We start from the raw sequence: 23,684 nt of genomic DNA, 5'->3' as shown, positions 1-23,684 counted from the left end.
ATACATTGGTAAAGGTTGTGTGTTATGCGGCGGCTGGACACCATAGCCCGGTAGGGTGGCGAGGTAGTCCACTTGCCTAGCCGTATGACTAAGCAAACTTACCTTCTTCTATAAAAGATCTTTTATAAAAGCTCTCCTTTACAGTCGCTTTTATAAAATCTCTTTTACTAGGATGCAATTTTTGCACCTATTGAAGGGTTAATACATGCAATCTTTGCACCTTTCAACCCTTAACACATGCAATAATTGCACCTATTATAATCCTGATACATGCAAATAATGCACCTTTCCAATACATGCAATCCTTGCATACATGCAAATAATGCACCTATCATCTACCTACCTTTTATCTAGATTTTATTCATTGTTTATCAGATGAAAATAGGATGGTTATTACATGCCTATTAACTGTAATAAAGTTGAAATGATCGCCAGTTTCACCCCAACAAACAACATGCCAAATATCTACATTTCATAGCAAAGCCAGTCATACCAACGCTTACAGCCCGATTCATGCCAAATCATCAATGTGCAAAAGTGCCTGATTTGCTTAGCAACTCTCTTTAAACGTAAAAATGAAATTAATTCTCATTTACAGATGAAATTGAGACTCGCTCTCATCTGCAAATGATAATCATTCCCACTCTATTAGCTGAAAGTGTTGTTTGGTAGATTCCACTTTCTAAGTTATTGATTAATAACAGATGCCGCATATCACATGCCTGGTGCAAGCTGTTCGATGAATAAAATCAATCGTGCAAAGGTTCTATGGCAACTAGCAAACATGTGTTTAGAAATGCCAAATCATTGATTCATAAGGGATATTTCGTTTTGTGCAAAAATTCAACTTTGGCGGGGCTGTTGTTCGCGTTAAGCGGTGAGTCAGAATTCTTGTTAAATCAGACAGTTGCATACCTCATGATCATTTAGTGCTAGCGATATCAATAATCACTTTGCAAGTGCATGATTTTGATCAAAAATGCCCCACATCGAAACACAGGAGTTAGACAGATGGGCAACGCGGTAGCAGCACTGAAGACAATGCACGATGTTGGCAGAGTGGCTGAAGAGTTGAAGAAACACCGTCGTAGCAACCTCTTCTACTGCCTGTGGGTGATGCAGTTTGAAAGCGCCTTACGTTTCTCAGATGCAACCCTGCTTAAGTGGGAAGACTTTGCAGAAGGCAAGACGCACATCAACATCGTGCAGCAGAAGACCGGGAACCGGGTTGAAATTAAGATCACTGAGACGATGCGTAAAGTAGTGGAATTGCGCCGTGCTGAAGCTGAATCGCGCCCACTGCTCAATGATTACGTTTTCTCGTTGGCTGATCTCAGAAGTAAGGGCCAGCCTGTGTCACATAACGCTGTATTAGAGGCGTTCAGTAGTGCCGGGAGGCGTTGCGGGTTCAAGGAAGTTGGAAGCCATACTCCGCGCAAGAGTAAAGGCCGCGTCATGTTTGAAGCTAAAAAGCCAATAGAATCTATATGCAAATACCTCGGACAGAAATCAGTTGATAGCACCCTCTTTTATATCGGTATAGACCAAGAGGCCAAAGATATTTTGTCAGATGAATTTACCCTTCACTTTTGAGGTAAAGCCATGAAACAGATCGCAATCATACTGGCTTTGTTACCACTTATGGCACAAGCACAGATTACTTTGATATTGAGTCAAGAAGTGGATACATCAGACGGTAAGATTTGCGTGTATGAGAACGCGCAGCGAAGTGAACAGGTGAAAGTGGCAAAGTCCGCGCCATGCCACCATACTAAAAGATTCAATACAGACTATTAAGTAATTTCTTCTACTATTTCAAACACAGTTCCATCATCTCTGGTAATTATTGCTTTCTTCATATCGATTGAAAATGAATTACTTTTAGTCCTTTTTTCAATGCTAAGATTATCGTTCTCACCAAGAACTGGATGAATACTTGTAATATCCATTGTAAACTTGCCATCCTCAATAGGATGAACGAAGCGCCAGCGGCTATCTTCAAAACTATCGTTTTCAATATAGCCGTAGGTTATTCCCTCTCTCTTTACAGAGTAACGCTTAATCTGTGTCATAAAATCCTCTTACCTTAAGTTTTCTTTAACGTGACATAATACTGCAAGATTACAACAATTAAAGTAAAGATTCTAAATTTCTATCTATTCTTTCTTATAGTTAGCTCTAAGGAAGTCTTCGTATTGCCTCGGTAACAGACCTATTTCCCCCCACTTTTTGTTTGGAGACCAATAACCAGCACCGATTTCTTCAATAACTCCAAAGAATATAAGTATTCTTCTTAATGAATTTTCCTTCGTAATACCCCGAGCGTCCAAATCGCTGTTACTGGCTGATATTCTGAAGTCAACATTACCAGCCAGATGAGGGTGTCTTAGAAAAACGTGAGACGAAAAATCATAACGTTTAATACGGACTATTTCACCAAAGTAGAATTTAGGTTCATGATTAACTTCAACAATTTCAGCTGCATCTTGTAAGTCAACATCTAACACATATCTTAAAACTTGATCTTCGACAACTATATGAATTTCCCTATGATAATTATGCCTAAAATTGGTGCATAGGGATTGAACGCTAGTTACCTTGCTAGGAAGTTTGAAGGTTTCACCATCATGTCTTGATACGGGCACAGCAACTTCTGGACCATCTTCACTTTCGAATTCTGTTTCTAACGGCTCTTTTTCGCCGTCGAAATCTGCTCTAGGTTGATTTTCTGGTCTTTCCTGCATAAACCCACTGATGATAACTAAATCCTGATCTTCAACAGCCTGCCTTGCTTCCTCTTCTGAGTTATATTTTTTCCCAGACATTTGACTACTTCTTAGACGGCAGTATGGCGCATCTTCATCAGGAAAGTGACGGAACAAAGCCTTTTTACCATTTGCCATCACCGCTACAGCAGGATCGTTAGGAACTCGGATCAGAGGCTCATAGCATGAAGGGCAATGAAGATGCCCTTTCATATGGGCCAAGTAATCCAACGGCTCAATAGAAGTGCGCACTAGTAACGCTATAGGATGCTGTGCTCTATCCCAATTGGGATCGTAGTAAGCGTAAGCAATTCTGTTCAAAGCCATAATCACCTCCCTTATCATTCTCTTTCTAAATTACTATTTTCCAGGTAGAAAATACAGCATTTACAAGAAAGTGAAGTCTAAAAGGCAGTCTTAACGAGAGCGACCATTCAATGATGTGATTCTAAAACCATAAGTTAAATTTAGATTATTTTGAATAACAAGTCTTGTTCTTCTGGCGTGCTCATGTTAGTTAACGCCAATCAATCCCATCAATCACCGGAAGCAATTCTTCAAGGGTTGGCTCATGTGTGTATCGTGCGGTGATTCCTAATGACTCAGTAAGGCTATGTCCCACTACAAGTTGAACTTGCACAGGTCGTGAATGCGTTAAAGCCTTAGTTATAAATGAATGGCGTATTGAATGCACCCGGCGCTTTTGACCCTTCTCGTTGAGATCTGGCGCATTGCATTTGTGCATAATCTCCACCCAAGCATCTGTAACCTGAGTGTAATACGGGAATTTGGGGAAAAGTCTTGCTGTGGCTGCTTTACCTTCTGCCAGCTTCGTTAGAATCCCTTCAATGTTCTTATGAACGGGGATCTGACGTTGAGCGTGATCCGTCTTGCCCCCCTCTATGAAGAGATACTTTCTCCCTGTCTGTTCATCGGTTCGCAGTTGCCCTACTTTCAGATCAGCAATCTCGCCACGCCGCGCCCCTGTGTAACACAGAGTGAGGAAGTAAGCCTTACGCCAGTCATCTTCAGAAAGCTTCTCCAGGTGCGATACAAGGCGTTTCATCTCCGGGTAAGAAAAGCTACCGCCCCTGTTTTCCTTCACTTCTAGTTTGATTCCTTCAGTTGGTGCCAAAGTCAGAATATCTTTCTCATCCTTCAAGAACACTTTGAAGAATGAACTGTAGATCTTGAGATGCTTCTTGACCGTAGCACTACTGATCAAATCCTCTTCAGGCACATCATAATCAATGCACTCTTGCAGAGTCATAGTCTTGTAGGGATGTCCAAAGCGTTTAGGTAATAAGCTGACAACTTCCAGCGTCTTCCGGATGTCCTGCTTAATGATCGAGGTTACAGGCACATCCCCAACGACATGCAACAACACTTCGTAGATTCGCCTGTTTTCATGATCAATAGCTTTCACCCACTGACTACCCTTCTCTTTAACGAACATGCCCCAGGCTTCAGAAAGTGGCATTGATTCTTCAACTTCAGTGACTTCTGTATTCTCAGTTGTGGCAGTGGTGAGAGGCTGGATTTGTCCCTGCAATGCATCCACTAACTGTTGATAACGTAGTAAATCGTTTCTGTAAAATGCATCGTAAGCCTGATAGACAAGTGCCCTGCTCATTTCGATCTTAGATGCCGCTGAATGTCCTTCGTCGTCATCATCAGGTAAGCTGATCCCTTGCTGCTTGAGCACATACTGCATCATCTTGAACGTTTCTTCATTGCCAGTGGCAAGCCGTCTATGATGTGCAGCCGCATACCCTGCCGCCTCTTCTGCACTACCTTCAAGGGATAACGGTGCATCAGGAAACAGTTTCTTAGTCCATCGACCTAGTTCGGGCAGTCTCTGAGCTTCAGCTAGTCCATCTTGAAGCCATCCAAGCACATAAGAATCAAGATCACGTTTTGAAGCCTGTCGGAATCCTTCAATGTGCTTCTGAAATTCTTCGGCAGGCATACGCCCGGATTGCACTAGGGGGATCAGTGGAGTTAGTCGCCCCATTGAGATTTGGGCTTCTTTGAGGGAGTCAGTGCCAAGAGATTGACGGAAGAACTTACCGGACGGTAGCCGAAAGTTTACATAGAAGGTGTTGCCACGCTTTGTTGTGAATTTGGGTTTGTTGTCCACTTTCTTCGGTTTGTTGTTCGTCTGAATGTTGCCCATTATGTTCACCTTAATGTTGTAAAATCAACAACTTAGAAATTAAGGTGAGGCTAACCCTATGATTTTCAGCGCTTTTTCGTATGCCTTCCCAGGCGTCGTGGTAAGAAGAGGTACGATACGGGGATTACCAGTTCCCATATCAGAATCTGTTACCGCTGAGCATAGCGCATGCCATCTCAGGCGGCCCGCGATTTTACACTAACGCAAGTTTCGTTAACACCTTTTCCTTTGCTGCCGATAATAAAGGCCAAAGGCTGCGTCACCCGTTTAGTGCCATATGCCTAAACATTTACGCTGCTGATAGATACACCAACCACACTTCTCTTCTTTATGCGCCAAGTGACTGAATTTTTATCATTTACTCTTGGCTCTATATGCCTGGTTATTACCCCCACTTTAGACCCGTGATACATTAGCGCTTTTCAAGACTGGCCTGCTAGCATTGCGCACCACGCTTAAGGATAATCCCAAACATAAAATCTAAACCCAAACTGCAAAACAGGATAAAAAACTAATTAACCGGGATAAATAAGGCTCATTAGTCCAGTAATTTTAAATTACCAGTTAATTGGCACTGCAGGTTGGATTAAGTCTGTATTTTCGCATTATTTGATTCAGATTAAATTTGATGAATTGTTCTGATAAAAAAAATGTGTAAAATTTAAGCCTGAAACAGAGTGTGCCGTATTTATAAAAGCGTAACCTTTACTATTTACACTCGTTTCTCTAACAAGCCATTAACAAAATCACTGTGGCATTGTTGATAATATAAACCGGCGCACGCAGGAATTGACGCGTTTATTCATTCACGGAATGAATTTAATTTGCATGTCGAAAGTCTTCACCAGGGATTTTCCTGACATGCTTAAAAGAAGATGACTATCATGAAAACCTCTCTGCTTTGGCCTGCCCTCGCGGCGCTGGCACTGAGCGGCTGTTCCGTGGGCCATACTGAGTATAGTCGAGCGGCGCTTGAACACGTGGATATGAGCGTGACAGGCATCCCGACGGTACTGGGTCTGGGTATCCTCGGTACAACCATCCCATTAACACCAGAGTACAGCCTGACAGCTGCGCACGTCGCCACCACTGCCGTACAGCGTGTGAAGGCTTATCATCCTTATTGCGACGTCGCCATTATCTATCATAAGAATAGCCCGGAAACGCTGGCAAAATTCCGCACCAGCAAAGTCGGTGAACCCATTAAGATGTACGGCTACAGCTTTATTTCAGCCATGCCCGTGGAATCAAGTGGCGTTAATTTAGCGCGCACCGCTATTACCAATAAATGGAATAAAAAACCGTGCATGGCAATGGCATCAAATGCTGGTGTTGTACAGGGAATGTCGGGGGGCGCGGTATATAATGCTGACCAGACAATTGGCGGAGTGATTGTGGGCTACAGCCATGAAATTTCCAATGTGCGCAGCAAACAAGTCATTCTGAAAGATGTTTCGCTGTATATTCCGTACGGTGATTTTAAACATTGGCTGGAAAAGAATATTGGCCAGACGACGTTAACGCCGCCTGACCACGCGTGATTAGAGGAACGGGCGCGTGTCGCCGACCCCTTCACGAACCACAACCGGTACATCGCTGGTGAGATCGATCACCGTCGTCGGCTGCTGCCCTAACGTGCCGCCATCAATGATCAGATCCACCAGCTTACCGATGCTGTGCTGAATCTCTTCCGGATCCGATTCCGTGAAGTCATTACCGGGCAACATCAGCGAAGTAGACATCATCGGCTCATTCAATCTCTCCAGTAACGCCAGCGCCACCGGATTGGAAGGTACGCGCAAACCAATGGTTTTACGCTTGTCATTCATCAAACGACGCGGCACCTCTTTGGTCGCTTTGAGAATGAAGGTATAACTGCCCGGCGTATTATTTTTTAGAATACGAAACGCGGTATTGTCCACCTGCGAGTACGTCGAGAGCTCAGACAGATCGCGACACATCAACGTGAAATTGTGGTTGCCATCTAACTGCCGGATACGGCAGATACGCTCCATGGCGCTCTTCTCTTCCAGTCGGCAGCCCAGCGCATAACCCGAATCGGTGGGATAGACAATCACGCCACCTTTATTGAGATAATCGACTGCCTGATTGACCAGACGCGGTTGCGGATTATCTGGATGAATGTGAAAAAATTGACTCATAAAAACCTCATGTCACCTGTCTGCAAGAGTTACGGCGGGCGCTAGCTCAGGAAAACGCTCCCAAATGGGTTCAACGCCGCCTGGCAACCATAATTTGCGCCCCAGTTCTATCCATGGACAGGGTTGGTGAAAATCTGATCCCTGCGATCCCGCCAGCTTATTGTCGCGCGCATAGGTCGCGAGCTGCGTGCGCTCGTTGGGTGCCTGCTGACACTGCGCCACTTCCATTGCATCACCACCGACCTCGGCGAAATGGGCAATCAGTCGCTTAAGCCACTTTGCAGACAATCCATAGCGACCCGGATGTGCGAGTACCGCAACGCCGCCAGAATGATGAATGGCATCAATAGCTTGTTTAATAGTACACCATTGCGGCGGCACATAGCCGGTTTTCCCACGGGCAAGATAGTTCTTGAACACTTGCGCCATGTTATCGGCTTTACCCATCTCGACCAGATAACGGGCGAAATGACCGCGGGTGATGACACCGCCCTGCGCCAGGCGTTGCGCCCCAGCCAACGCATCAGGAATGCGGGCACGTTCGAGACGCTCTGCAATCAGCTGAGCCCGTTCAACGCGGCATTGATGCTGTTGCTCAAGAAACGAGGTCAGTGCCGGATGCTGGCAATCCACATTTAAACCTACGATATGAATTTCGTGGTTTTCCCACAATGTTGAGGCCTCTAATCCGGCCAGAATACGAATCGGTAGATTCTGTTGCTGCACAGCGGCTTGCGCTTCTGCCACGCCAGCAACGGTGTCGTGATCGGTAATCGCCAGTACCCCTACTTTCATTTCGACGGCACGTTGCACCAACTCGGTAGGGGTCAGCAAACCGTCAGACGCCTGGGTATGGCTGTGTAAATCGTAAAGGGGAAAACGGGCAATATCCGACAAGGTAACTCCAGCAGCAACTTAACTCGGCTGGCATGATAACGATTTTGACCCTGACTGAAAAAGGGTATTGACTTTTTTCACCCGAACCAGTTAACTAGTACACAAGTTCACACGTAACGGGTATCTCATCATGGCTAATTTTGGTACGCATGCAAAAGGTTGGTGGCGCGATAATCCTTTAAACGGGCGACGTCGTCGTGCACAACATGCGTAACCATTGTGCAGATACCTGAGCCCGCCATCGAGCGGGCTTTTTTTTGAGCGAAATTCAGAGATGACAATAATGGCTAATGCGAAACCTACATTGAAGTTGATTACCGGTACCGCGCCCTACCGCGAAGATCCGGCCGCAGTGTTCCATCAAATTTGCGGCGCACGTCCGGCAACTCTGCTGCTTGAATCTGCCGACATCGACAGCAAAAAGAATCTGAAAAGCTTACTGATTGTGGATAGCGCCCTGCGCATCAGCGCACTGGGCAACGTGGTGACATTACAGGCGCTGTCAGAAAACGGTCGCACCATTCTGCCACTACTGGATGAAGCACTGCCGCAGGATGTCAGCATTGAAGCGCGTCCGGATGGTCGCGTGCTGCATTTCCCTCAGCCTCAGGGCCTGCACGATGAAGATTCACGTCTGAAAGCATTGTCTGTTTTCGACGCGCTGCGCCTGATTCCGCAGTTGGTGAACAGCCCGGCGGAAGAGCGTGAGGCGATGTTCCTCGGCGGCCTGTTTGCTTATGACCTGGTGGCCGGATTCGAAGATTTACCTGAACTGCGTAACGAGCAAAGCTGCCCGGATTACTGCTTCTACCTGGCTGAAACCCTGCTGGTGATTGATCACCAGACGCGCAGCGCTCGTCTGCAGGCGAGCTTGTTCAGCCCGTCCACCAGCGAATTCCAGCGCTTGCAGAGCCGTGTTGAGCAACTGCGCGGTCAAATGACGCAGCCTGCCCCGGCATTGCCGGTTCAGCGCGTTGAGCAAATGGCGTTGAGCACCAACCAGAGCGATGAAGAGTATTGCAATGTGGTGCGTGAAATGCAGGAAGCGATTCGCATCGGCGAAATCTTCCAGGTGGTACCATCACGCCGCTTCTCGCTGCCGTGCCCTTCTCCGCTGGCCGCTTATGACACGCTGAAGCACAGCAATCCCAGCCCATATATGTTCTTTATGCAGGATCAGGACTTTGCGCTGTTTGGCGCTTCACCAGAAAGCTCACTCAAGTATGACGCCACTTCACGTCAGATTGAGATCTACCCGATTGCCGGTACGCGTCCACGTGGCCGACATGCCGATGGTTCACTGGACCGCGATCTCGACAGCCGTATCGAACTGGAAATGCGCACCGACCACAAAGAGCTGGCGGAACACCTGATGCTGGTGGATCTGGCGCGTAACGATCTGGCTCGCATCTGCGTGCCTGGTAGCCGCTATGTGGCAGACCTGACCAAAGTCGACCGTTACTCTTTCGTGATGCATCTGGTCTCTCGCGTAGTTGGCACGCTGCGTAACGATCTTGATGTCCTGCACGCCTATCGCGCCTGCATGAACATGGGCACCTTAAGCGGCGCACCAAAAGTGCGTGCTATGCAGTTAATCGCTGAAAAAGAAGGTACGCGTCGTGGCAGCTATGGCGGTGCGGTAGGTTATTTCACCGCACACGGCGATTTGGATACCTGCATCGTGATTCGCTCCGCTTGGGTGGAAGATGGTGTTGCCACCGTCCAAGCCGGTGCCGGTGTGGTACTGGATTCCCAGCCTCAGGCTGAAGCGGATGAAAGCCGCAATAAAGCGCGCGCGGTATTACGTGCCATCGCCACAGCCCATCATTGCAAGGAGATTTTCTGATGGCCGATATCCTGTTGCTCGATAACATCGACTCCTTTACCTACAACCTCGTTGATCAGCTGCGCACCTTTGGTCACAACGTGGTGATTTACCGCAATAACGTGCCGGCTGAAGTGCTGATTGAACGACTGCAGCAGATGGAAAATCCGGTGCTGATGCTCTCGCCAGGGCCAGGCGCACCGAAAGATGCAGGCTGCATGCCTGCGTTACTGCAAGCACTGCGTGGTCGTCTGCCGATTATCGGCATCTGCCTCGGCCATCAGGCGATTGTTGAAGCCTATGGTGGTCACGTAGGCCAGGCCGGCGAGATTCTGCACGGCAAAGCCTCTTCGATTAATCATGATGGTGAAGCGATGTTTACCGGCCTGAGCAATCCCCTGCCGGTGGCCCGTTATCACTCGCTGGTGGGCAGCAACACGCCAGCCGAATTGACCGTTAACGCCAGCTACAACGGCATGGTGATGGCTGTTCGTCACGATGCTGACCGAGTGTGTGGCTTCCAGTTCCACCCCGAATCCATTCTCACCACCCAGGGCGCACGTTTGTTAGAGCAAACGCTGGCCTGGGCGCTGGCGAAATAATAGGGAGATTATGATGCAAACTATTCTGGAAAAACTCTATCAGGCACAAACCCTGAGCCAGGCGGAAAGCCATCAGCTGTTTAGCGCCATTATTAAAGGTCAGCTCGAGCCGACCCAATTAGCCGCTGCGCTGATTGCGATGAAAGTCCGTGGCGAGCGCCCGGAAGAGATCGCGGGGGCCGCTACGGCACTGCTGGAAGATGCGAAACCGTTCCCGCGTCCGGATTACACTTTCGCCGATATCGTTGGCACCGGCGGTGACGGCAGCAACAGCATTAATATCTCCACCGCCAGCGCCTTTGTCGCGGCAACCTGTGGGCTGAAAGTGGCCAAGCACGGCAATCGTAGCGTGTCGAGCAAATCCGGCTCGTCCGATCTGCTGGCGGCTTTTGGTATCGATCTGGATATGCCCGCTGAAAAAGCGCGTAAGGCACTGGACGATCTTAACGTCTGCTTCCTGTTCGCGCCGCAATATCACAGCGGATTCCGTCACGCGATGCCAGTGCGTCAACAGTTAAAAACCCGCACCTTGTTTAACGTGCTGGGCCCCTTGATCAACCCGGCGCGACCACCGCTGGCGGTTATCGGCGTGTACAGTCCGGAACTGGTGCTGCCAATTGCCCAAACCCTGAAGGTGCTCGGCTATCAGCGTGCGGCAGTAGTGCATGGCGGCGGGATGGATGAAGTGGCGCTGCACAGTGCGACTCAGGTCGCTGAGCTGCGTGACGGTGAAATCACCAGTTATCAGCTGACGCCTGAAGACTTCGGTTTCGGCTTCCATGATAAAGAAGCCCTGGCGGGCGGCACGCCGGAAGAAAACCGTGACATTCTGGCGCGTTTGCTCCAGGGTAAAGGCCAGCCAGCCCATGAGCAGGCCGTTGCGGTGAACGTCGCAATGTTGCTGAAAGTATTCGGAAATGAAGATTTGCGCGACAACGCTCAGCGCGCCATCACCGCAATTCGCAGTGGTCAGGCTTACGAGCGCGTTGTTGCTCTGGCAGCGAGAGGATGAGATGAGTATCAAGGGCACCGTTTTAGAGAAAATTGTTCAGGATAAAGCCGTCTGGGTTGAAGCGCGCAAGGTACAGCAGCCGCTGGCGACCTTCCAGAACAGCTTGCAGCCTGCAGGACGCCACTTTTACGATGCGCTGCGCGGCACGCGCACCGTGTTCATCCTGGAATGCAAAAAAGCGTCACCGTCGAAGGGTTTGATCCGTGAAGATTTTGATCCTGCGACCATTGCCGGGGTTTATCGTCATCACGCCTCGGCCGTTTCCGTCTTAACTGACGAGAAGTATTTCCAGGGTGATTTTGAGTTTCTGCCGATCGTCAGTGCCGCGATTACTCAACCGGTGCTGTGCAAAGACTTCATTATCGATCCCTACCAAATCTACCTGGCGCGCCACTATCAGGCCGATGCCATCCTGCTGATGCTGTCGGTTCTGGATGATGAGCAATATCGTCAGCTCGCCGCCGTGGCGCATAGCCTGAAAATGGGCGTACTGACTGAAGTCAGTAATGAAGAAGAGCTGGAGCGTGCGATTGCGCTGGAAGCTAAAGTGGTCGGTATCAATAACCGCGACCTGCGCGACCTATCGATTGATCTGAATCGCACCCGTCAACTGGCACCACGTTTAAGCCACGGTGTGACGGTCATCAGCGAATCGGGCATCCATAACTATGCGCAGGTGCGTGAGCTGAGCCACTTCGCCAACGGCTTCTTGATTGGCTCCGCACTGATGGAAGAAGCCGATCTCAATGCTGGCGTGCGTCGCGTATTACTCGGTGACAACAAAGTCTGCGGCCTGACCCGGCCTGACGATGCACGCATTGCGCACGAAGCGGGCGCGATTTATGGCGGTGTGATTTTCGCAGAAGGTTCACCGCGTAAAGTCAGCGCCGAACAAGCTCAAAATGTGATAGCGGCTGCACCACTGAAGTATGTCGGCGTATTCCGCAATAACTCTGTAAGTGACATTGTCACACATGCCAGTTCACTTAACCTTTCCGCTGTGCAACTGCATGGTGATGAAGATCAGGCGTTCGTCGCAGAACTGCGCAGCGCCCTGCCAGAAGAGGTGAAAATTTGGAAGGCGCTGAGCATCAGCGGCAGCCTTCCAGCCCGCGATTGGCCGCATGTGGATCGTTACGTGTTTGATAATGGCCAGGGCGGCAGCGGACAGCGATTCGACTGGTCACTGCTGCAGGGTGAAGATCTCAGCAACGTGCTGCTGGCCGGCGGATTAAGCGCAGACAACTGCGTAGAAGCTGCCCAACTTGGCTGCGCCGGGCTGGACTTTAATTCCGGCGTTGAATCTGCGCCCGGTATCAAAGATGCCAGTAAAGTCGCGGCGGTATTCCGCACGCTGCGCGCCTATTAATTTCGCTCGCCCGCCGATGCGCGGGCCGCATAAGGAAGATGAAAGATGACGACGTTATTGAATCCCTACTTTGGCGAGTTTGGCGGTCAATATGTTCCACAGATTTTAATGCCCGCTCTGCGCCAGTTAGAAAGCGCCTTTGTTGAGGCGCAGCGCGATCCAGAATTTCAGGCTGAATTTACCGATCTTTTGAAAAACTATGCTGGCCGTCCCACCGCATTAACGCTTTGCAGCAATCTGACCAAAGGCACAAAAACCCGCCTGTATCTGAAGCGTGAAGATTTGCTGCACGGCGGTGCACATAAAACCAACCAGGTGTTGGGCCAGGCGCTGCTCGCCAAGCGCATGGGCAAAAATGAAATTATCGCTGAGACCGGAGCCGGGCAGCATGGCGTGGCTTCAGCGCTGGCGTGCGCGCTGCTGGGCATGAAGTGTCGCATTTATATGGGCGCAAAAGACGTCGAACGTCAGTCACCTAACGTGTTCCGTATGCGGTTGATGGGCGCGGAAGTGATTCCGGTGCACAGTGGTTCGGCCACGCTGAAAGATGCCTGTAACGAGGCGCTGCGTGACTGGTCTGGCAGCTACGAAACCGCGCACTACATGCTCGGCACCGCAGCGGGTCCGCATCCCTTCCCGACTATTGTGCGTGAGTTCCAGCGCATGATTGGCGAAGAAACCAAAGCGCAGATTCTGGAGCGTGAAGGCCGTCTGCCAGATGCGGTGCTGGCATGTGTCGGCGGCGGTTCAAACGCTATCGGCATGTTCGCTGATTTCATTGATGACACCAGCGTCGGTCTGATTGGCGTTGAACCTGCGGGTCACGGCATCGAAACTGGCGAACACGGTGCGCCACTCAAGCACGGTCGCGTCGGTATCTACTTCGGCATGAAAGCGCCAATGATGCAGACTGAGGAAGGCCAGATCGAAGAATCCTATTCGATCTCAGCCGGCCTCGATTTCCCTTCTGTTGGCCCACAGCACGCCCATCTCCACAGCATTGGTCGCGCCGAGTATGTGTCGATTACCGATGATGAAGCGCTGTCAGCGTTCAAAGAGTTGTGTCGTGCAGAAGGCATTATTCCGGCTCTGGAATCCTCTCATGCTCTGGCGCACGCCTTGAAAATGATCCGCGAGAACCCAGAGAAAGAGCAGTTGCTGGTGGTTAACCTATCCGGTCGCGGCGACAAAGACATCTTCACCGTTCACGATATTTTGAAAGCTAAGGGAGAGATCTGATGGAACGTTATAATCAGCTGTTTCAACGTCTGTCGGCGAAGAAAGAAGGCGCATTTGTTCCTTTCGTCACCCTTGGCGACCCGACCCCTGAACTGTCACTGAAGATCATCGATACATTGGTAGCAGGCGGAGCCGATGCGTTAGAGCTGGGCATTCCTTTCTCCGATCCGCTGGCGGATGGCCCAACGATTCAGGGGGCAACCCTACGTGCCTTCGCGGCGGGTACCACTGTCGCGCAGTGTTTCGAGATCCTTGCCGCCGTGCGCCAGAAGTATCCTGAACTGCCGATTGGGCTGTTGATGTACGCTAATCTGGTGTTCAGCAAAGGTATCGACAACTTCTACGCACAATGTGAAGCCGTCGGCGTTGATTCCGTTCTGGTGGCGGATGTACCGGTTGAAGAGTCTGCACCGTTCCGTCAGGCTGCGATGCGACATAACGTTGCACCCATCTTCATCTGCCCGCCGAATGCGGATGATGATTTGCTGCGGGAGATTGCCTCACACGGTCGCGGTTATACCTATCTGCTGTCGCGCGCGGGGGTGACGGGTGCAGAAAATCGCGCCAGCCAGCCGCTGAATCATTTGATTGAGAAGCTGAGCGAATATCACGCTGCACCACCGTTGCAGGGATTTGGTATCTCAGAAGCAGGCCAGGTGAGAGAAGCCATCGCGGCAGGCGCGGCGGGTGCGATTTCGGGATCAGCTATTGTGAAGATCATCGAACGTAACCAGAACGATCCCGACACGCTGTTAGCGGAATTGAAAGCGTTTGTCAGCGATCTGAAAGCTGGCACGCGCTAAATCTTTAAGACCTTATTCGCGGTTGCGAATAAGGTCTTCTCTTGATTATTCCAGCCTGAATGTTTGCTCATCTCCCGAACCATCCGGATATCTCAGCTTCATCGTCAGCATGTCGTTTCTGATTTGCCACGTCAGCTTCTCGTCTTCTGGCCCCTCACGCCAACGTCCACTGCTATCTGGATTATCTGACATCAAGATAACGCTCTCGCCCTGGACCCGGCAGCGCACGGCCCAGCGTGATTGATCGGAGGGCCGGATATAGTGCACCCACGCCACGCCCTGCTCATCCACCTTATCCAGCTGCATAATTTTGAAGCTGCGACCAAAGCTCAGCGCAGTAGCCGCTTTGCACAGGGTCCCCAGGTGTGGATTGATCAACGGTTCTGCCTGCGCGCTGGGCACTGGCAAAATTTGTGAAGCAAATAGCTGGAGGTAGGACAGATAGCTAATCGTCGCTATCGCCAGAATGGCACGCTTTTTCATTATTGTTTTCCTGCCTGATGCTTAAATTTGCACCTGTCGGCTTATCGTCTTGTTGTTTTATTATTCGTTTTGCCCTGCTTTTTTAGCTTACCGTTTGCCTTGCTGCCGTCATTGGATCAATAAGTGGTAAAAATCGCGTATTTCCATCTTTTTCACCCCAGGCGATTTGCCGATTTGCAAAGCGCATACCACAATTAATCGCACCGTCTCGTCGCGGTGAAACACCATCTAAGACAGGGAGATAACCAATGAATTTTTTCAAAGTCGTTGCAGGATTATTAATGGCTGCGGTCATGGCGATCACACTTAGCGCCTGTGCACCAACAGCAACAAAGGAAGGAACCGGCGGCTATATCGATGATACGGTGATCACCACTAACGTGTAACAATCATGAAAACCAAAAGTACCAGCATCTAATCCTCTTACAGTATTAACCCCCTCATACTAATCAATACATATCATATAGTTATACAAATCCATTAAGACATTTTTCATGCTTCCCTACACATACCAACTGACATATGGTAATTATTCAGTACTTGATTGCATTTTCTTCACACAGTCACTACCTCGAACTGGATAATAATGAAAAGAACAATTCTTTTGGTACTGCCTTTACTCATGGCAGGTTGTGCTCAAGTGCAGTACAACGATGGTGAAAAAGTCAGTATTCAATCTGATGCTTGGTATGGTTTAGACAGCCTACAAAAGACCGCTAATGCAGCCTGTGCTCAGTACGGCAAGAGCAAGGCCACTTACCAACATAGTGCAAACATGAATCCGCACTTACCCGCCGGGCAAGGCGTACAAAATACTATTTGGAAGTGTAATTAATCATCATAGTAGTAGGTTGACGTAACATCAGCTTTAACTTTCATAGATTCAATTAAGGTCCATCCTGGAGGGAAAATGAGCTTAATTAATATTGATTTATCAGGATTATCTGAACCCGGCGTAAAGCTGATTGAAAAATTAAGCGATGCAGTTGGTGCCATATACAAACCCACTGGTATACGAAGAGAAGCTAAGGCTGAAACTGAGGCCGATAAAATTCGTCTTCTTGCGAAAATGGAACTGGATGAAATAGAAAAGAAAGCTGTCAATAGACTTTTAAAAAAAGAAACAAAAAGACAAAGAAACATTGAAGAAATATCAATGCAAGCAGCTAAAAACTTACAAGAAAATGATAAAGTAAATGACATTGATGAAGATTGGCTAACCGTATTTTTTAACGAGTGCCAAGATATTTCAGAAAGCGAAATTCAGTCTTTATGGGCTAAAATATTATCTGAAGAAGTAAAGAACAAAGGAAGTATTAGTAAGAGGGCAATAAGATTCATTTCAAGCATTGACCGAGCTGAAGCAGAGTTGATAACTAAGTTTGGAAAATATGTATGGGACACCCACTCTAAAACGCCAATTCTTTACTCATCCGAGACTAATGCTAATGAACTATACGGTTTAACATTCGACGAACTTCATCAGCTAGAATCTCTTGGGATAATTCTACAAAACTTAGGTTATAGCTTAACATTTTCATCCAAGTCCGGAATTATACATTACTACGGCATTCCTTTAATTATAAATTTTGAATCAACTAACCCTAAAGAATGGACTATTGGCACTGGGACAGCCATATTAACCCCACTGGGTGTACAAATTTTAAAACTTAGTGGCTCACAACCAGATCTTGAATATCTTGCTAAGGTTATCGCAGAGATCAATAAATTAGATAATATAACTGCTGGGATTGCATTTCCTCAGCAACAAAACTAAGTTAGTGACCAGTGCTTTTTACTAAAGCTTTTATCAATGCCCCCTTACTACTGGAACACTGGTTATAGATTGTCTGCCAGTTCTCAAGAGTTTTAAGTACTTCACCGCCTGTTCCATTCGCTGGGATAGGCGTTTCGGTACTACATGGTTGCAGTAGATTTTCCTGAATGTAGCTGGTATTGTTCTGATGCGTCGTGTGGGAACAACCTGTTAAAGCTAGTGAAAGTACAGCAACTATTGTTAGTTTTCTCATTTAAGCCCCCTCGACGCATCCTTGTACTTCTTCAACTGATCTATTCCCGCCTGATCAATACACGTCTTAGAGTAGATTGGCTGATTCTCCTGAATGATTTTCGTTGTACTGCTTCGGTTTTTTTCTGCAAGATCATGTAGTACTACTTTCTGTTCTTCAAACTTCCTCGCTATCTCTGCCTGTCCTGCCCTGATAGTTTCCTGCACTGCTTCCTGCTTTAGTAAAACTTTCTCGTTTAAGTACCCGGTATAGATGGTGTTTGATTTCCAACCGATAAGTACACTAAGTAATATAATCACCAGGCAAGCAATGATTTTATTACGTATGGTCATCATTACCCCTTAATTTATGCAATAGATATTCTGACTGCTGATCAGTATTATCACTGATACCCCAATATAGCCTTTCAAGCTTTTCAAGTAATTCATCATCTTTTGTAGTCTTTGTAATCTTTACCAGACGGTGTAAACATGCAAACATCATTTTACCAATCATCTCTTTGCTGAACATCGTAATTACTAATTTTATAAGCACTTGTAATAATACCTGTAGAATAAAACGACCGATTATCACCATTGAGTTAATTCCTTTAGCTGCACTACAAATAAAACCACATACACACCTTTGATGAAGATGCGTTTACGGCGTATAACGCGACATGGATATTCATCATCGAAGTACTTCCATGTACTAAATTGTCCTTCCGATAAAGTTGGTTCTGCACCATCTCTGAAGGCAACGTTCATAACCATTCCTGCATGGGAATTGATTTTTACTTTTCCCGTAAAAAATTCAGGTGCCATCTGTGCAAAATGGTACTGCAAGGAATTCATCAATGGCTGTACGCCCTCTAGTGCAATATCTTGCGTGTCTTCCTGTGTGTAATGTTCTTCCATTAATTAATCCTTCTGGTAAATGTATAGGTGCCGCTTACGTCCGTCAGAATGAGTTTTGCCCCATCTTCTGCTTTCTGGAAGAAGTCAAAAAACATACTGCGGCGTTTCTTTTCACGTACTGCAACTACACGTTGCTCGCGTTTCTTTTTCTTCTTCGTAGTATCGATTAAGTACTTCTTGCCCTTCTCTTCAACAACAATAAGTTTCTTACTTCCAATACCTGCCTTGAGTCCCATAATGTTTCCCTGCTTATTTAACTTCGCAGACTGAGTAGGGATCATCTTGTCGAATACTTCATTCACGTCTGTCAGTACTGTACGTAGATAAGCAGCCTGATCGCCTCGTACTATGATCTGGTTAGTACGACTGCCATCACTTTTAACAATGAAGTTGAAGAACAACGCACGACTGGTAAACGGTACGGGGCCGCCTGCAATATCCTGATTGAGTTCTTTCTGTAGCTGTGCCGTGAGTGTCCTCATACGCTTACTGATTTCACTCTGCACATTGATGATGATTGCCTGGCCCTGATTGTTTAACCAGGTACTAGCAGCCTGTGGGCTATTACCCTGTACCCAGCCACTCATCGCAGATCACCGATTACACGTTGAAGTACTCGAAACTGTTCACCGTTATCTTTCTTCATGCGAGTCTTAACCATGATTGCCTTGTTCAAGCATCGCCAGTCAGTACCCAATACGGCGATAAGTGCAGTCTCAAGTACTGCCGCTTCCTGAAGGCTCTTGAAGCACCATAGGATTTGCTTGCGGTGATCCATACCCTGCGAGATGTATTCCTTTACCGTCTTTGAGCTACTGTCATATGTGATCCAGTTGCTCTCACTACTGTTATCACGTACCTCACAATGGTTCTTAATGCCCTTCCATACTTGTTTAACCCCTATGTAGTACTCACCTGTATCTGAGAACTGTATGAGGTACACGAATGCGGCATAGTCCGTTACATCTGAAGTACTGAATTCATCGGGGTAAAACATCGTCCATTTATTCATGGCTCACCCCTTCAGTACTGCACTGATCATTGCATCAACACGATTTGGTGTTTGGCGATACCACTTGCTGTTCTTAACTTCTGCGATAGCTGTTGAGTAGTTCTGCATACGTAAGGCGTAGAGGAATTTCTTAAATTGATTGGTCTTAGTGATCCCAAGCTGGAACACCATCAGTACCATGAAGTCATTCCATGCACTTTCATGGGGTAATCCCAACTTCATTTGGTCTACTTCAACACGTGCGATACCAACATCGTTTAGTAGTAACTGGTTAGCCTGTGCTTCTGTGATTCCATCAGGGAAGTTTTCACCTTCTTTTACTAAGTGACCGTACCCAATGGTTGAATAACCAAGTGAGTCTTTATAAACACGAAACTTACCATCTTTATAGTACCCCTTAGCCATTTGATACGCTTTAGTACCCTCATAGACCTTGAGTTGTTCGATTAAATCCATTTCTTACATCCTTGTATTGTTTTCTCCAGTATTTATTGCAGGCATAAAAAAAGGGCCAATTACGGCCCTTTAGTGGTTCTTTCTTCAAGTAGTGTTAGTACTCGTACTAAATCCATTTGAATCTGTTCGATTTTATTACTCAACTTCTGTATCTCACTCACATCACGTTCAAGTGTTTCAATCTGAGTTTCTGCTACTGTGACACGTGATTCAAGATCGTAAAATCTAGATTCGTTCCTGTCATAATCTTCTTTTCGATCTCTATAGATTGTGTATAACCAAACGATAATAGGGATCAGTACAGATCCTAATAGCCATTCCATCTTATTACCTTATTATTATTTTAGTACTGAAGTATTTATTAATAACCAGTAAAGTACGCCAATGGAATCTTTAGCCCTTGTGATTGTACTGTTGCACTATATGCACGTTGGTTCTTCACTATGTAACGACATTGAATAGCTGAACCCGTCCAGTAAAGTACTAAACCCGATAAGCCTACTACTGTACCGTCATCTGAGATATTCCCCGGACATGCGTTCTGTAGAAACCACGGCTGAAAGCTAAGTGATTTACTGTACGTGTTGTTCTGTAAGTCATACCCTGCTGGAATGTCGATGAAGTCCAGTACACGGGGTACTGATGCTGCACTTACTGCCGACCAGATTAGAGTACCGGATGCATTGAACACATCGAGATACCCACTACTTACCCCGTTACTTTGACTGCTTATCATCATCTGCCCACTGTTAGGCATGAACTGATCAGCACCAGCAAAACATGCCGCACCTGCATTCAATCTAACCCAACGTGCAGAAGGGTTTGGATTGACCCTGACCCCGAATATGATCCAGGCATAATCAGGAATAACCGGCTTCAGGTTGGTTGCTAATTCTGGCAACCGGCAGATTTTTCGGCAAATTCGGATGGAGTCATCCAGCCCAGCGCAGAATGAGGGCGACTCTGGTTATAGTGTATGCGCCAGGCCTCGATTTTGCATCGCGCATCCTCCAGAGACATGAACCAGTTCTCGTTCAGGCACTCCTGCCGCAGCCTGCCGTTGAACGACTCTACTGTGGCATTATCCGTGGGCGTGCCTGGCCGTGAGAAGTCGATCCGGATATGCCGTTCGTACACCCACTTATCCAGCATTTTTCCTGCAAATTCAGAGCCATTGTCTGTTTTCAGTAGTTGCGGTAACGGACGTCTCAACGCGATGCTGTCCAGCATTTCAGCCACTTCTGAAGAGCGCAGGTTCTGGCCTACGCAGATCCCCAGACACTCGCGCGTATAAAGATCGATTACCGTCAGCAGGCGGAGCCGGCGACCGTTAAACAACGCATCGGAGACAAAATCCATCCCCCATACGTGATTGGGATACAGCCCCTGCGGCTGTGGCTGACGTTTCAGCGCAGATTTATTACGGCGGGGGCGTTTCAGCCGGAGCGATAACCCCTGCTCGCGGTAAAGCCGGTAAATGCGCTTGTGATTATCGCGCCAGCCTTCCCGTTTCAGCATGACGTGGACCCTGCGGTAGCCATAGTGGATGCGGGTTTCGGTTATCTCCCTGATGCGCAGTCGCAGCGCGCTGTCATCTGCCGCAACGGAGCGGTACCGGAACGAACTGCGGCTGACCTGCAGCGCAAAGCAGACCTGTCTTTCACTGGCACCGTAGCGGGTCTGTAAGTCCCTGACCCATTCGCGCAGGCGTGCCAGCGTCAGCTCTTTTTTGCCAGCACGTCCTGCAGCATGGCCTTGTCGAGGCTCAGATCGGCAACCAGCTTCTTCAGGCGATGGTTTTCCTCTTCGAGCTGCCGCATGTGCTTCAGTTCTGAAGGAGAAATCCCGCCGTACTTTTTGCGCCAGGTAATGGGATGGACTACCTCTTCCCTCTGCGCTTAACTGAACATAATTCATCCAGCAGGAGTGTGACTATGAACATCGCATTTATGGGCATCGACCTGGCAAAAAATGTTTTCCAACTTTGCGGACTGAATCAGGCAGGCAAGCCGGTTTATACCCGGCGTGTTGAGCGAAAAATTTTACTTCAGACGCTGGTCAATATACCCGCCTGCCTGATTGGTATTGAAGCATGTACGGGAGCATTTTACTGGCAAAGGGAATTTGAAAAACTGGGTCATAAAGTGAAAATCATCAGTCCCCAGTATGTTAAGCCTTTTATTCGCGGACAAAAAAACGATGGCAATGATGCACAGGCAATCGCGGTGGCACTGATGCAACCAACAATGCAATTTGTCCCCCCGAAAAGCCCGGAACAGCAGGATATACAGGCGTTACATCGGGCCAGACAACGTATAGTTAATCACCGTACTGCAACAATCTGCCAGATACGAGGGCTTTTACTTGATCGCGGCATTTCAATTGGTACGGCGATGTCCAGAGCCCGCCGTGCTGTTCCATTGATACTTGAAGATGGTGAAAATGGATTAAGCATAAGAATGCGAAAGACAATTGCTGAACTTTATGAGCTTTTCATAGATCTTGAGAAACGGATCAATTTTTTTGATAAGGAGATCGAAACTGTGTTCAGGCAATCAGCAGAATGTCAGCGCATAGCCAAAGTTAAAGGGATCGGCCCGAAAACGGCTACAGCTGTTGTTGCTGCGATCGGTAATGGTCAGGAATTTAAAGACGGCCGTCATTTTGCGGCATGGCTTGGACTTGTCCCGCGGCAGCATTCGAGCGGAGACAGACAGGTGCTGATGAACATCACTAAGAAAGGCGATAAGCATTTAAGAACACTTTTAATTCACGGAGCCCGCGCAGTTGTCCGGGTAGCAACAAATAACAATGATGGTTCTCTAAACCAATGGGTTAATCAGTTAAAAGAACGACGGGGTTTCAATAAGACTACTGTCGCGGTGGCAAACAAAAACGCCCGGATTATCTGGTCGATCCTACGGCATGAAACTGAATATCAACCCGCATTGAATTAAGGCTTACCTGATGAAAGTTGCAGCGTACTGAAAATGGTAACAGGTTGCACCTGCACAGTCGGAACCTGATTTTTATACTGGTCCCTGAGACCGTCCAAGTGTTGAGGCGACTGTGTGCGGATTTCCCATTTGGGCACAGGCATATTCCTGATGCCGGATAGATGTTAGCAACAACCTAAACCTGACCCAGTGCTTGCAAAACAGAGGTAGTCCATAGATATAAAACGTGGCGTCGGAGATACCCAGCTTGCGGCAGACTTCCGGCACGGACGTACCCAGCTCAGCCTGCTTCAGGGCAAAGACAATCTGCTCTTCGGTGAATCGTGACTTTTTCATCGGCACAACCTCCGCTCAGGGGAGTCATTATCATGCCGGAATTCTGTTTCTGAATGGAGCAGGATTTTGGGTCAGGGTCAGAAGTTCGTGTTTGCGGCACTGTACAGGCCATTGACGCGGATTAACCAGATACCCTTAACTGAGTTAGGACGTACTTCTGTTGAAGAATCTCGTCCATAAGCTGTACTTGAGCGGCTGGCGTCAATACCTGTGCCACCTGTATAGTTACTATTGAAGTTTGATGTCCAACCGTCTTGAGTACTTCCTGTTGTATTTGAAGTGCGGTAAAAAGCACCAGATAAAGCATCTGTATTGAAATGCGTTCCCGGTGATGCACCATTAGCAAGAATATTAAACGCACCAGTAATATTAGGCACTGCACCCCAACGAATTACACCAGCACCAGTACCCGTATTGGCAACTGTTCCGTCACCACGTAAGAACAATGCAGGAATTGAATTCAGGGTTGAATCAGTCGGGTGAACCCATACGCCGTTGAGATCTGGCATACGGAATGTAGTACTACCATCACCTGTAGAATAAACGCCACGGCTTGTAGGTGTTGATTGCCATGCAGTATCTGTATTGCTTAGTAATACACCAGTACTAATAGCGTTCCAGATATCAGGGTAATCAGCACGCTTAAGAAGTTGACCGTCAGCGG

The 23,684-nt window shown here is 47.8% G+C and carries 22 protein-coding genes, 4 pseudogenes and 1 other annotated feature; of the genes and pseudogenes, 10 read left to right on the top strand and 16 right to left on the bottom strand.

Annotated features, from left to right (window positions below; translation table 11 throughout):
- Positions 1 to 1,011 precede the first annotated feature (1,011 nt).
- Positions 1,012 to 1,593: a tyrosine-type recombinase/integrase gene (locus H7A81_RS14665; RefSeq protein ID WP_182057883.1), complete on the top strand. Its 582-nt coding sequence runs from the start codon at positions 1,012 to 1,014 to the stop codon at positions 1,591 to 1,593.
- A 200-nt stretch (positions 1,594 to 1,793) separates the two neighbouring features.
- Here the strand turns inward: H7A81_RS14665 and H7A81_RS14660 are convergent, their stop codons facing one another.
- From H7A81_RS14660 to H7A81_RS14650, 3 genes are all read right to left on the bottom strand, one after another.
- Positions 1,794 to 2,072: a hypothetical protein gene (locus H7A81_RS14660; protein WP_182057882.1), complete on the bottom strand. Its 279-nt coding sequence runs from the start codon at positions 2,070 to 2,072 to the stop codon at positions 1,794 to 1,796.
- Positions 2,073 to 2,156: 84 nt separating this feature from the next.
- Complete coding sequence (locus H7A81_RS14655) at positions 2,157 to 3,092, bottom strand: hypothetical protein (RefSeq protein ID WP_182057881.1); 936 nt, start codon at positions 3,090 to 3,092, stop codon at positions 2,157 to 2,159.
- Between the two features lie 190 nt (positions 3,093 to 3,282).
- Entirely contained in the window at positions 3,283 to 4,941 is a 1,659-nt protein-coding gene (locus H7A81_RS14650) for a tyrosine-type recombinase/integrase (RefSeq protein ID WP_182057880.1), read from the bottom strand.
- 884 nt (positions 4,942 to 5,825) lie between these two features.
- On the opposite strand from H7A81_RS14650, the gene H7A81_RS14645 reads away from it, so the two are divergent.
- Positions 5,826 to 6,482: a serine protease gene (locus H7A81_RS14645; protein ID WP_034821503.1), complete on the top strand. Its 657-nt coding sequence runs from the start codon at positions 5,826 to 5,828 to the stop codon at positions 6,480 to 6,482.
- Here the strand turns inward: H7A81_RS14645 and H7A81_RS14640 are convergent, their stop codons facing one another.
- Both H7A81_RS14640 and H7A81_RS14635 read right to left on the bottom strand, forming a co-directional pair.
- Entirely contained in the window at positions 6,483 to 7,103 is a 621-nt protein-coding gene (locus H7A81_RS14640) for an L-threonylcarbamoyladenylate synthase (protein ID WP_034821506.1), read from the bottom strand.
- A gap of 12 nt (positions 7,104 to 7,115) precedes the next feature.
- Positions 7,116 to 8,000, bottom strand: coding sequence for a PHP domain-containing protein (locus H7A81_RS14635; RefSeq protein ID WP_182057879.1), 885 nt, complete (start codon positions 7,998 to 8,000; stop codon positions 7,116 to 7,118).
- A gap of 154 nt (positions 8,001 to 8,154) precedes the next feature.
- Positions 8,155 to 8,259, top strand: a sequence feature (Trp leader region).
- A gap of 24 nt (positions 8,260 to 8,283) precedes the next feature.
- Between H7A81_RS14635 and H7A81_RS14630 the strand changes: the two genes are divergently transcribed.
- The 5 genes and pseudogenes from H7A81_RS14630 (at position 8,284) to trpA (ending at position 14,850) form a co-directional block, all read left to right on the top strand.
- Positions 8,284 to 9,846 (top strand): anthranilate synthase component 1, encoded by a 1,563-nt coding sequence (locus H7A81_RS14630; protein WP_166934958.1) that lies wholly within the window; start codon positions 8,284 to 8,286, stop codon positions 9,844 to 9,846.
- A pseudogene (trpD, locus tag H7A81_RS27690) lies at positions 9,846 to 11,439 on the top strand (bifunctional anthranilate synthase glutamate amidotransferase component TrpG/anthranilate phosphoribosyltransferase TrpD). Before H7A81_RS14630 ends, trpD begins: the two are co-directional and overlap by 1 nt.
- A gap of 1 nt (position 11,440) precedes the next feature.
- A complete protein-coding gene (gene trpCF / locus H7A81_RS14615) occupies positions 11,441 to 12,808 on the top strand; it encodes a bifunctional indole-3-glycerol-phosphate synthase TrpC/phosphoribosylanthranilate isomerase TrpF (RefSeq protein WP_182057878.1) in 1,368 nt (455 codons plus the stop codon).
- Between the two features lie 45 nt (positions 12,809 to 12,853).
- Positions 12,854 to 14,047, top strand: coding sequence for a tryptophan synthase subunit beta (gene trpB / locus H7A81_RS14610; protein ID WP_182057877.1), 1,194 nt, complete (start codon positions 12,854 to 12,856; stop codon positions 14,045 to 14,047).
- Positions 14,047 to 14,850 (top strand): tryptophan synthase subunit alpha, encoded by an 804-nt coding sequence (trpA, locus tag H7A81_RS14605; protein WP_182057876.1) that lies wholly within the window; start codon positions 14,047 to 14,049, stop codon positions 14,848 to 14,850. Before trpB ends, trpA begins: the two co-directional genes overlap by 1 nt.
- 45 nt (positions 14,851 to 14,895) lie before the next feature.
- Here trpA and H7A81_RS14600 read toward each other — a convergent pair whose 3' ends face one another.
- Together H7A81_RS14600 and H7A81_RS14595 are read right to left on the bottom strand one after the other, a co-directional pair.
- Positions 14,896 to 15,333: a hypothetical protein gene (locus H7A81_RS14600; RefSeq protein WP_182057875.1), complete on the bottom strand. Its 438-nt coding sequence runs from the start codon at positions 15,331 to 15,333 to the stop codon at positions 14,896 to 14,898.
- Positions 15,334 to 15,415: 82 nt separating this feature from the next.
- Positions 15,416 to 15,637, bottom strand: a complete 222-nt coding sequence (locus H7A81_RS14595) for a hypothetical protein (RefSeq protein ID WP_182057874.1) — start codon at positions 15,635 to 15,637, stop codon at positions 15,416 to 15,418.
- A gap of 282 nt (positions 15,638 to 15,919) precedes the next feature.
- On the opposite strand from H7A81_RS14595, the gene H7A81_RS14590 reads away from it, so the two are divergent.
- Positions 15,920 to 16,168: a hypothetical protein gene (locus H7A81_RS14590; protein ID WP_255478978.1), complete on the top strand. Its 249-nt coding sequence runs from the start codon at positions 15,920 to 15,922 to the stop codon at positions 16,166 to 16,168.
- Positions 16,169 to 16,243: 75 nt separating this feature from the next.
- A complete protein-coding gene (locus tag H7A81_RS14585) occupies positions 16,244 to 17,110 on the top strand; it encodes a DUF2806 domain-containing protein (RefSeq protein ID WP_182057873.1) in 867 nt (288 codons plus the stop codon).
- A 249-nt stretch (positions 17,111 to 17,359) separates the two neighbouring features.
- On the opposite strand, the gene H7A81_RS14580 is transcribed toward H7A81_RS14585, so the two are convergent.
- The 7 genes and pseudogenes from H7A81_RS14580 to H7A81_RS14550 form a co-directional block, all read right to left on the bottom strand.
- Complete coding sequence (locus H7A81_RS14580) at positions 17,360 to 17,695, bottom strand: hypothetical protein (protein ID WP_182057872.1); 336 nt, start codon at positions 17,693 to 17,695, stop codon at positions 17,360 to 17,362.
- The gene (locus tag H7A81_RS14575) at positions 17,682 to 17,939 is read right to left on the bottom strand and encodes a hypothetical protein (protein ID WP_182057871.1); all 258 of its coding nucleotides are present in this window, start codon (positions 17,937 to 17,939) and stop codon (positions 17,682 to 17,684) included. Before H7A81_RS14575 ends, H7A81_RS14580 begins: the two co-directional genes overlap by 14 nt.
- A complete protein-coding gene (locus H7A81_RS14570; RefSeq protein WP_182057870.1) occupies positions 17,933 to 18,259 on the bottom strand; it encodes a hypothetical protein in 327 nt (108 codons plus the stop codon). The genes H7A81_RS14575 and H7A81_RS14570 overlap by 7 nt, the downstream gene beginning before the upstream one ends.
- Positions 18,259 to 18,846, bottom strand: a complete 588-nt coding sequence (locus H7A81_RS14565; RefSeq protein ID WP_182057869.1) for a hypothetical protein — start codon at positions 18,844 to 18,846, stop codon at positions 18,259 to 18,261. Before H7A81_RS14565 ends, H7A81_RS14570 begins: the two co-directional genes overlap by 1 nt.
- Positions 18,843 to 19,271, bottom strand: a complete 429-nt coding sequence (locus H7A81_RS14560) for a hypothetical protein (protein ID WP_255478977.1) — start codon at positions 19,269 to 19,271, stop codon at positions 18,843 to 18,845. Before H7A81_RS14560 ends, H7A81_RS14565 begins: the two co-directional genes overlap by 4 nt.
- A 3-nt stretch (positions 19,272 to 19,274) precedes the next feature.
- Complete coding sequence (locus H7A81_RS14555; protein ID WP_182057868.1) at positions 19,275 to 19,727, bottom strand: glycoside hydrolase family protein; 453 nt, start codon at positions 19,725 to 19,727, stop codon at positions 19,275 to 19,277.
- Positions 19,728 to 20,615: 888 nt separating this feature from the next.
- Positions 20,616 to 21,592: pseudogene (locus H7A81_RS14550) on the bottom strand (IS3 family transposase); the annotation flags it as partial.
- A gap of 69 nt (positions 21,593 to 21,661) precedes the next feature.
- Here H7A81_RS14550 and H7A81_RS14545 point away from each other — a divergent pair.
- Entirely contained in the window at positions 21,662 to 22,684 is a 1,023-nt protein-coding gene (locus tag H7A81_RS14545; protein WP_182057866.1) for an IS110 family transposase, read from the top strand.
- A gap of 219 nt (positions 22,685 to 22,903) precedes the next feature.
- Here the strand turns inward: H7A81_RS14545 and H7A81_RS14540 are convergent.
- Positions 22,904 to 23,020, bottom strand: a pseudogene (locus H7A81_RS14540) (transposase); the annotation flags it as partial.
- A 77-nt stretch (positions 23,021 to 23,097) separates the two neighbouring features.
- A pseudogene (locus tag H7A81_RS14535) lies at positions 23,098 to 23,684 on the bottom strand (hypothetical protein); the annotation flags it as partial.

Origin of the sequence: Pantoea sp. ME81 (assembly GCF_903970985.1) — a bacterium.
Classification (GTDB): Bacteria; Pseudomonadota; Gammaproteobacteria; order Enterobacterales; family Enterobacteriaceae; genus Pantoea; species Pantoea communis.
The sequence above is the reverse complement of the archived record's forward strand: the minus strand, read 5'-3'. Positions and strand labels throughout refer to the sequence as shown.

What these genes read in the sequence shown, in the direction of transcription:
- H7A81_RS14665 (WP_182057883.1), top strand. Translation starts at nt 1,012, where the DNA reads ATGGGCAACGCGGTAGCAGCACTGAAGACAATGCACGATGTTGGCAGA.
- H7A81_RS14660 (WP_182057882.1), bottom strand. Translation starts at nt 2,072, where the DNA reads ATGACACAGATTAAGCGTTACTCTGTAAAGAGAGAGGGAATAACCTAC.
- H7A81_RS14655 (WP_182057881.1), bottom strand. Translation starts at nt 3,092, where the DNA reads ATGGCTTTGAACAGAATTGCTTACGCTTACTACGATCCCAATTGGGAT.
- H7A81_RS14650 (WP_182057880.1), bottom strand. Translation starts at nt 4,941, where the DNA reads ATGGGCAACATTCAGACGAACAACAAACCGAAGAAAGTGGACAACAAA.
- H7A81_RS14645 (WP_034821503.1), top strand. Translation starts at nt 5,826, where the DNA reads ATGAAAACCTCTCTGCTTTGGCCTGCCCTCGCGGCGCTGGCACTGAGC.
- H7A81_RS14640 (WP_034821506.1), bottom strand. Translation starts at nt 7,103, where the DNA reads ATGAGTCAATTTTTTCACATTCATCCAGATAATCCGCAACCGCGTCTG.
- H7A81_RS14630 (WP_166934958.1), top strand. Translation starts at nt 8,284, where the DNA reads ATGGCTAATGCGAAACCTACATTGAAGTTGATTACCGGTACCGCGCCC.
- trpCF (WP_182057878.1), top strand. Translation starts at nt 11,441, where the DNA reads ATGAGTATCAAGGGCACCGTTTTAGAGAAAATTGTTCAGGATAAAGCC.
- trpB (WP_182057877.1), top strand. Translation starts at nt 12,854, where the DNA reads ATGACGACGTTATTGAATCCCTACTTTGGCGAGTTTGGCGGTCAATAT.
- trpA (WP_182057876.1), top strand. Translation starts at nt 14,047, where the DNA reads ATGGAACGTTATAATCAGCTGTTTCAACGTCTGTCGGCGAAGAAAGAA.
- H7A81_RS14600 (WP_182057875.1), bottom strand. Translation starts at nt 15,333, where the DNA reads ATGAAAAAGCGTGCCATTCTGGCGATAGCGACGATTAGCTATCTGTCC.
- H7A81_RS14590 (WP_255478978.1), top strand. Translation starts at nt 15,920, where the DNA reads ATGAAAAGAACAATTCTTTTGGTACTGCCTTTACTCATGGCAGGTTGT.
- H7A81_RS14585 (WP_182057873.1), top strand. Translation starts at nt 16,244, where the DNA reads ATGAGCTTAATTAATATTGATTTATCAGGATTATCTGAACCCGGCGTA.
- H7A81_RS14580 (WP_182057872.1), bottom strand. Translation starts at nt 17,695, where the DNA reads ATGACCATACGTAATAAAATCATTGCTTGCCTGGTGATTATATTACTT.
- H7A81_RS14575 (WP_182057871.1), bottom strand. Translation starts at nt 17,939, where the DNA reads ATGGTGATAATCGGTCGTTTTATTCTACAGGTATTATTACAAGTGCTT.
- H7A81_RS14570 (WP_182057870.1), bottom strand. Translation starts at nt 18,259, where the DNA reads ATGGAAGAACATTACACACAGGAAGACACGCAAGATATTGCACTAGAG.
- H7A81_RS14565 (WP_182057869.1), bottom strand. Translation starts at nt 18,846, where the DNA reads ATGAGTGGCTGGGTACAGGGTAATAGCCCACAGGCTGCTAGTACCTGG.
- H7A81_RS14560 (WP_255478977.1), bottom strand. Translation starts at nt 19,271, where the DNA reads ATGAATAAATGGACGATGTTTTACCCCGATGAATTCAGTACTTCAGAT.
- H7A81_RS14555 (WP_182057868.1), bottom strand. Translation starts at nt 19,727, where the DNA reads ATGGATTTAATCGAACAACTCAAGGTCTATGAGGGTACTAAAGCGTAT.
- H7A81_RS14545 (WP_182057866.1), top strand. Translation starts at nt 21,662, where the DNA reads ATGAACATCGCATTTATGGGCATCGACCTGGCAAAAAATGTTTTCCAA.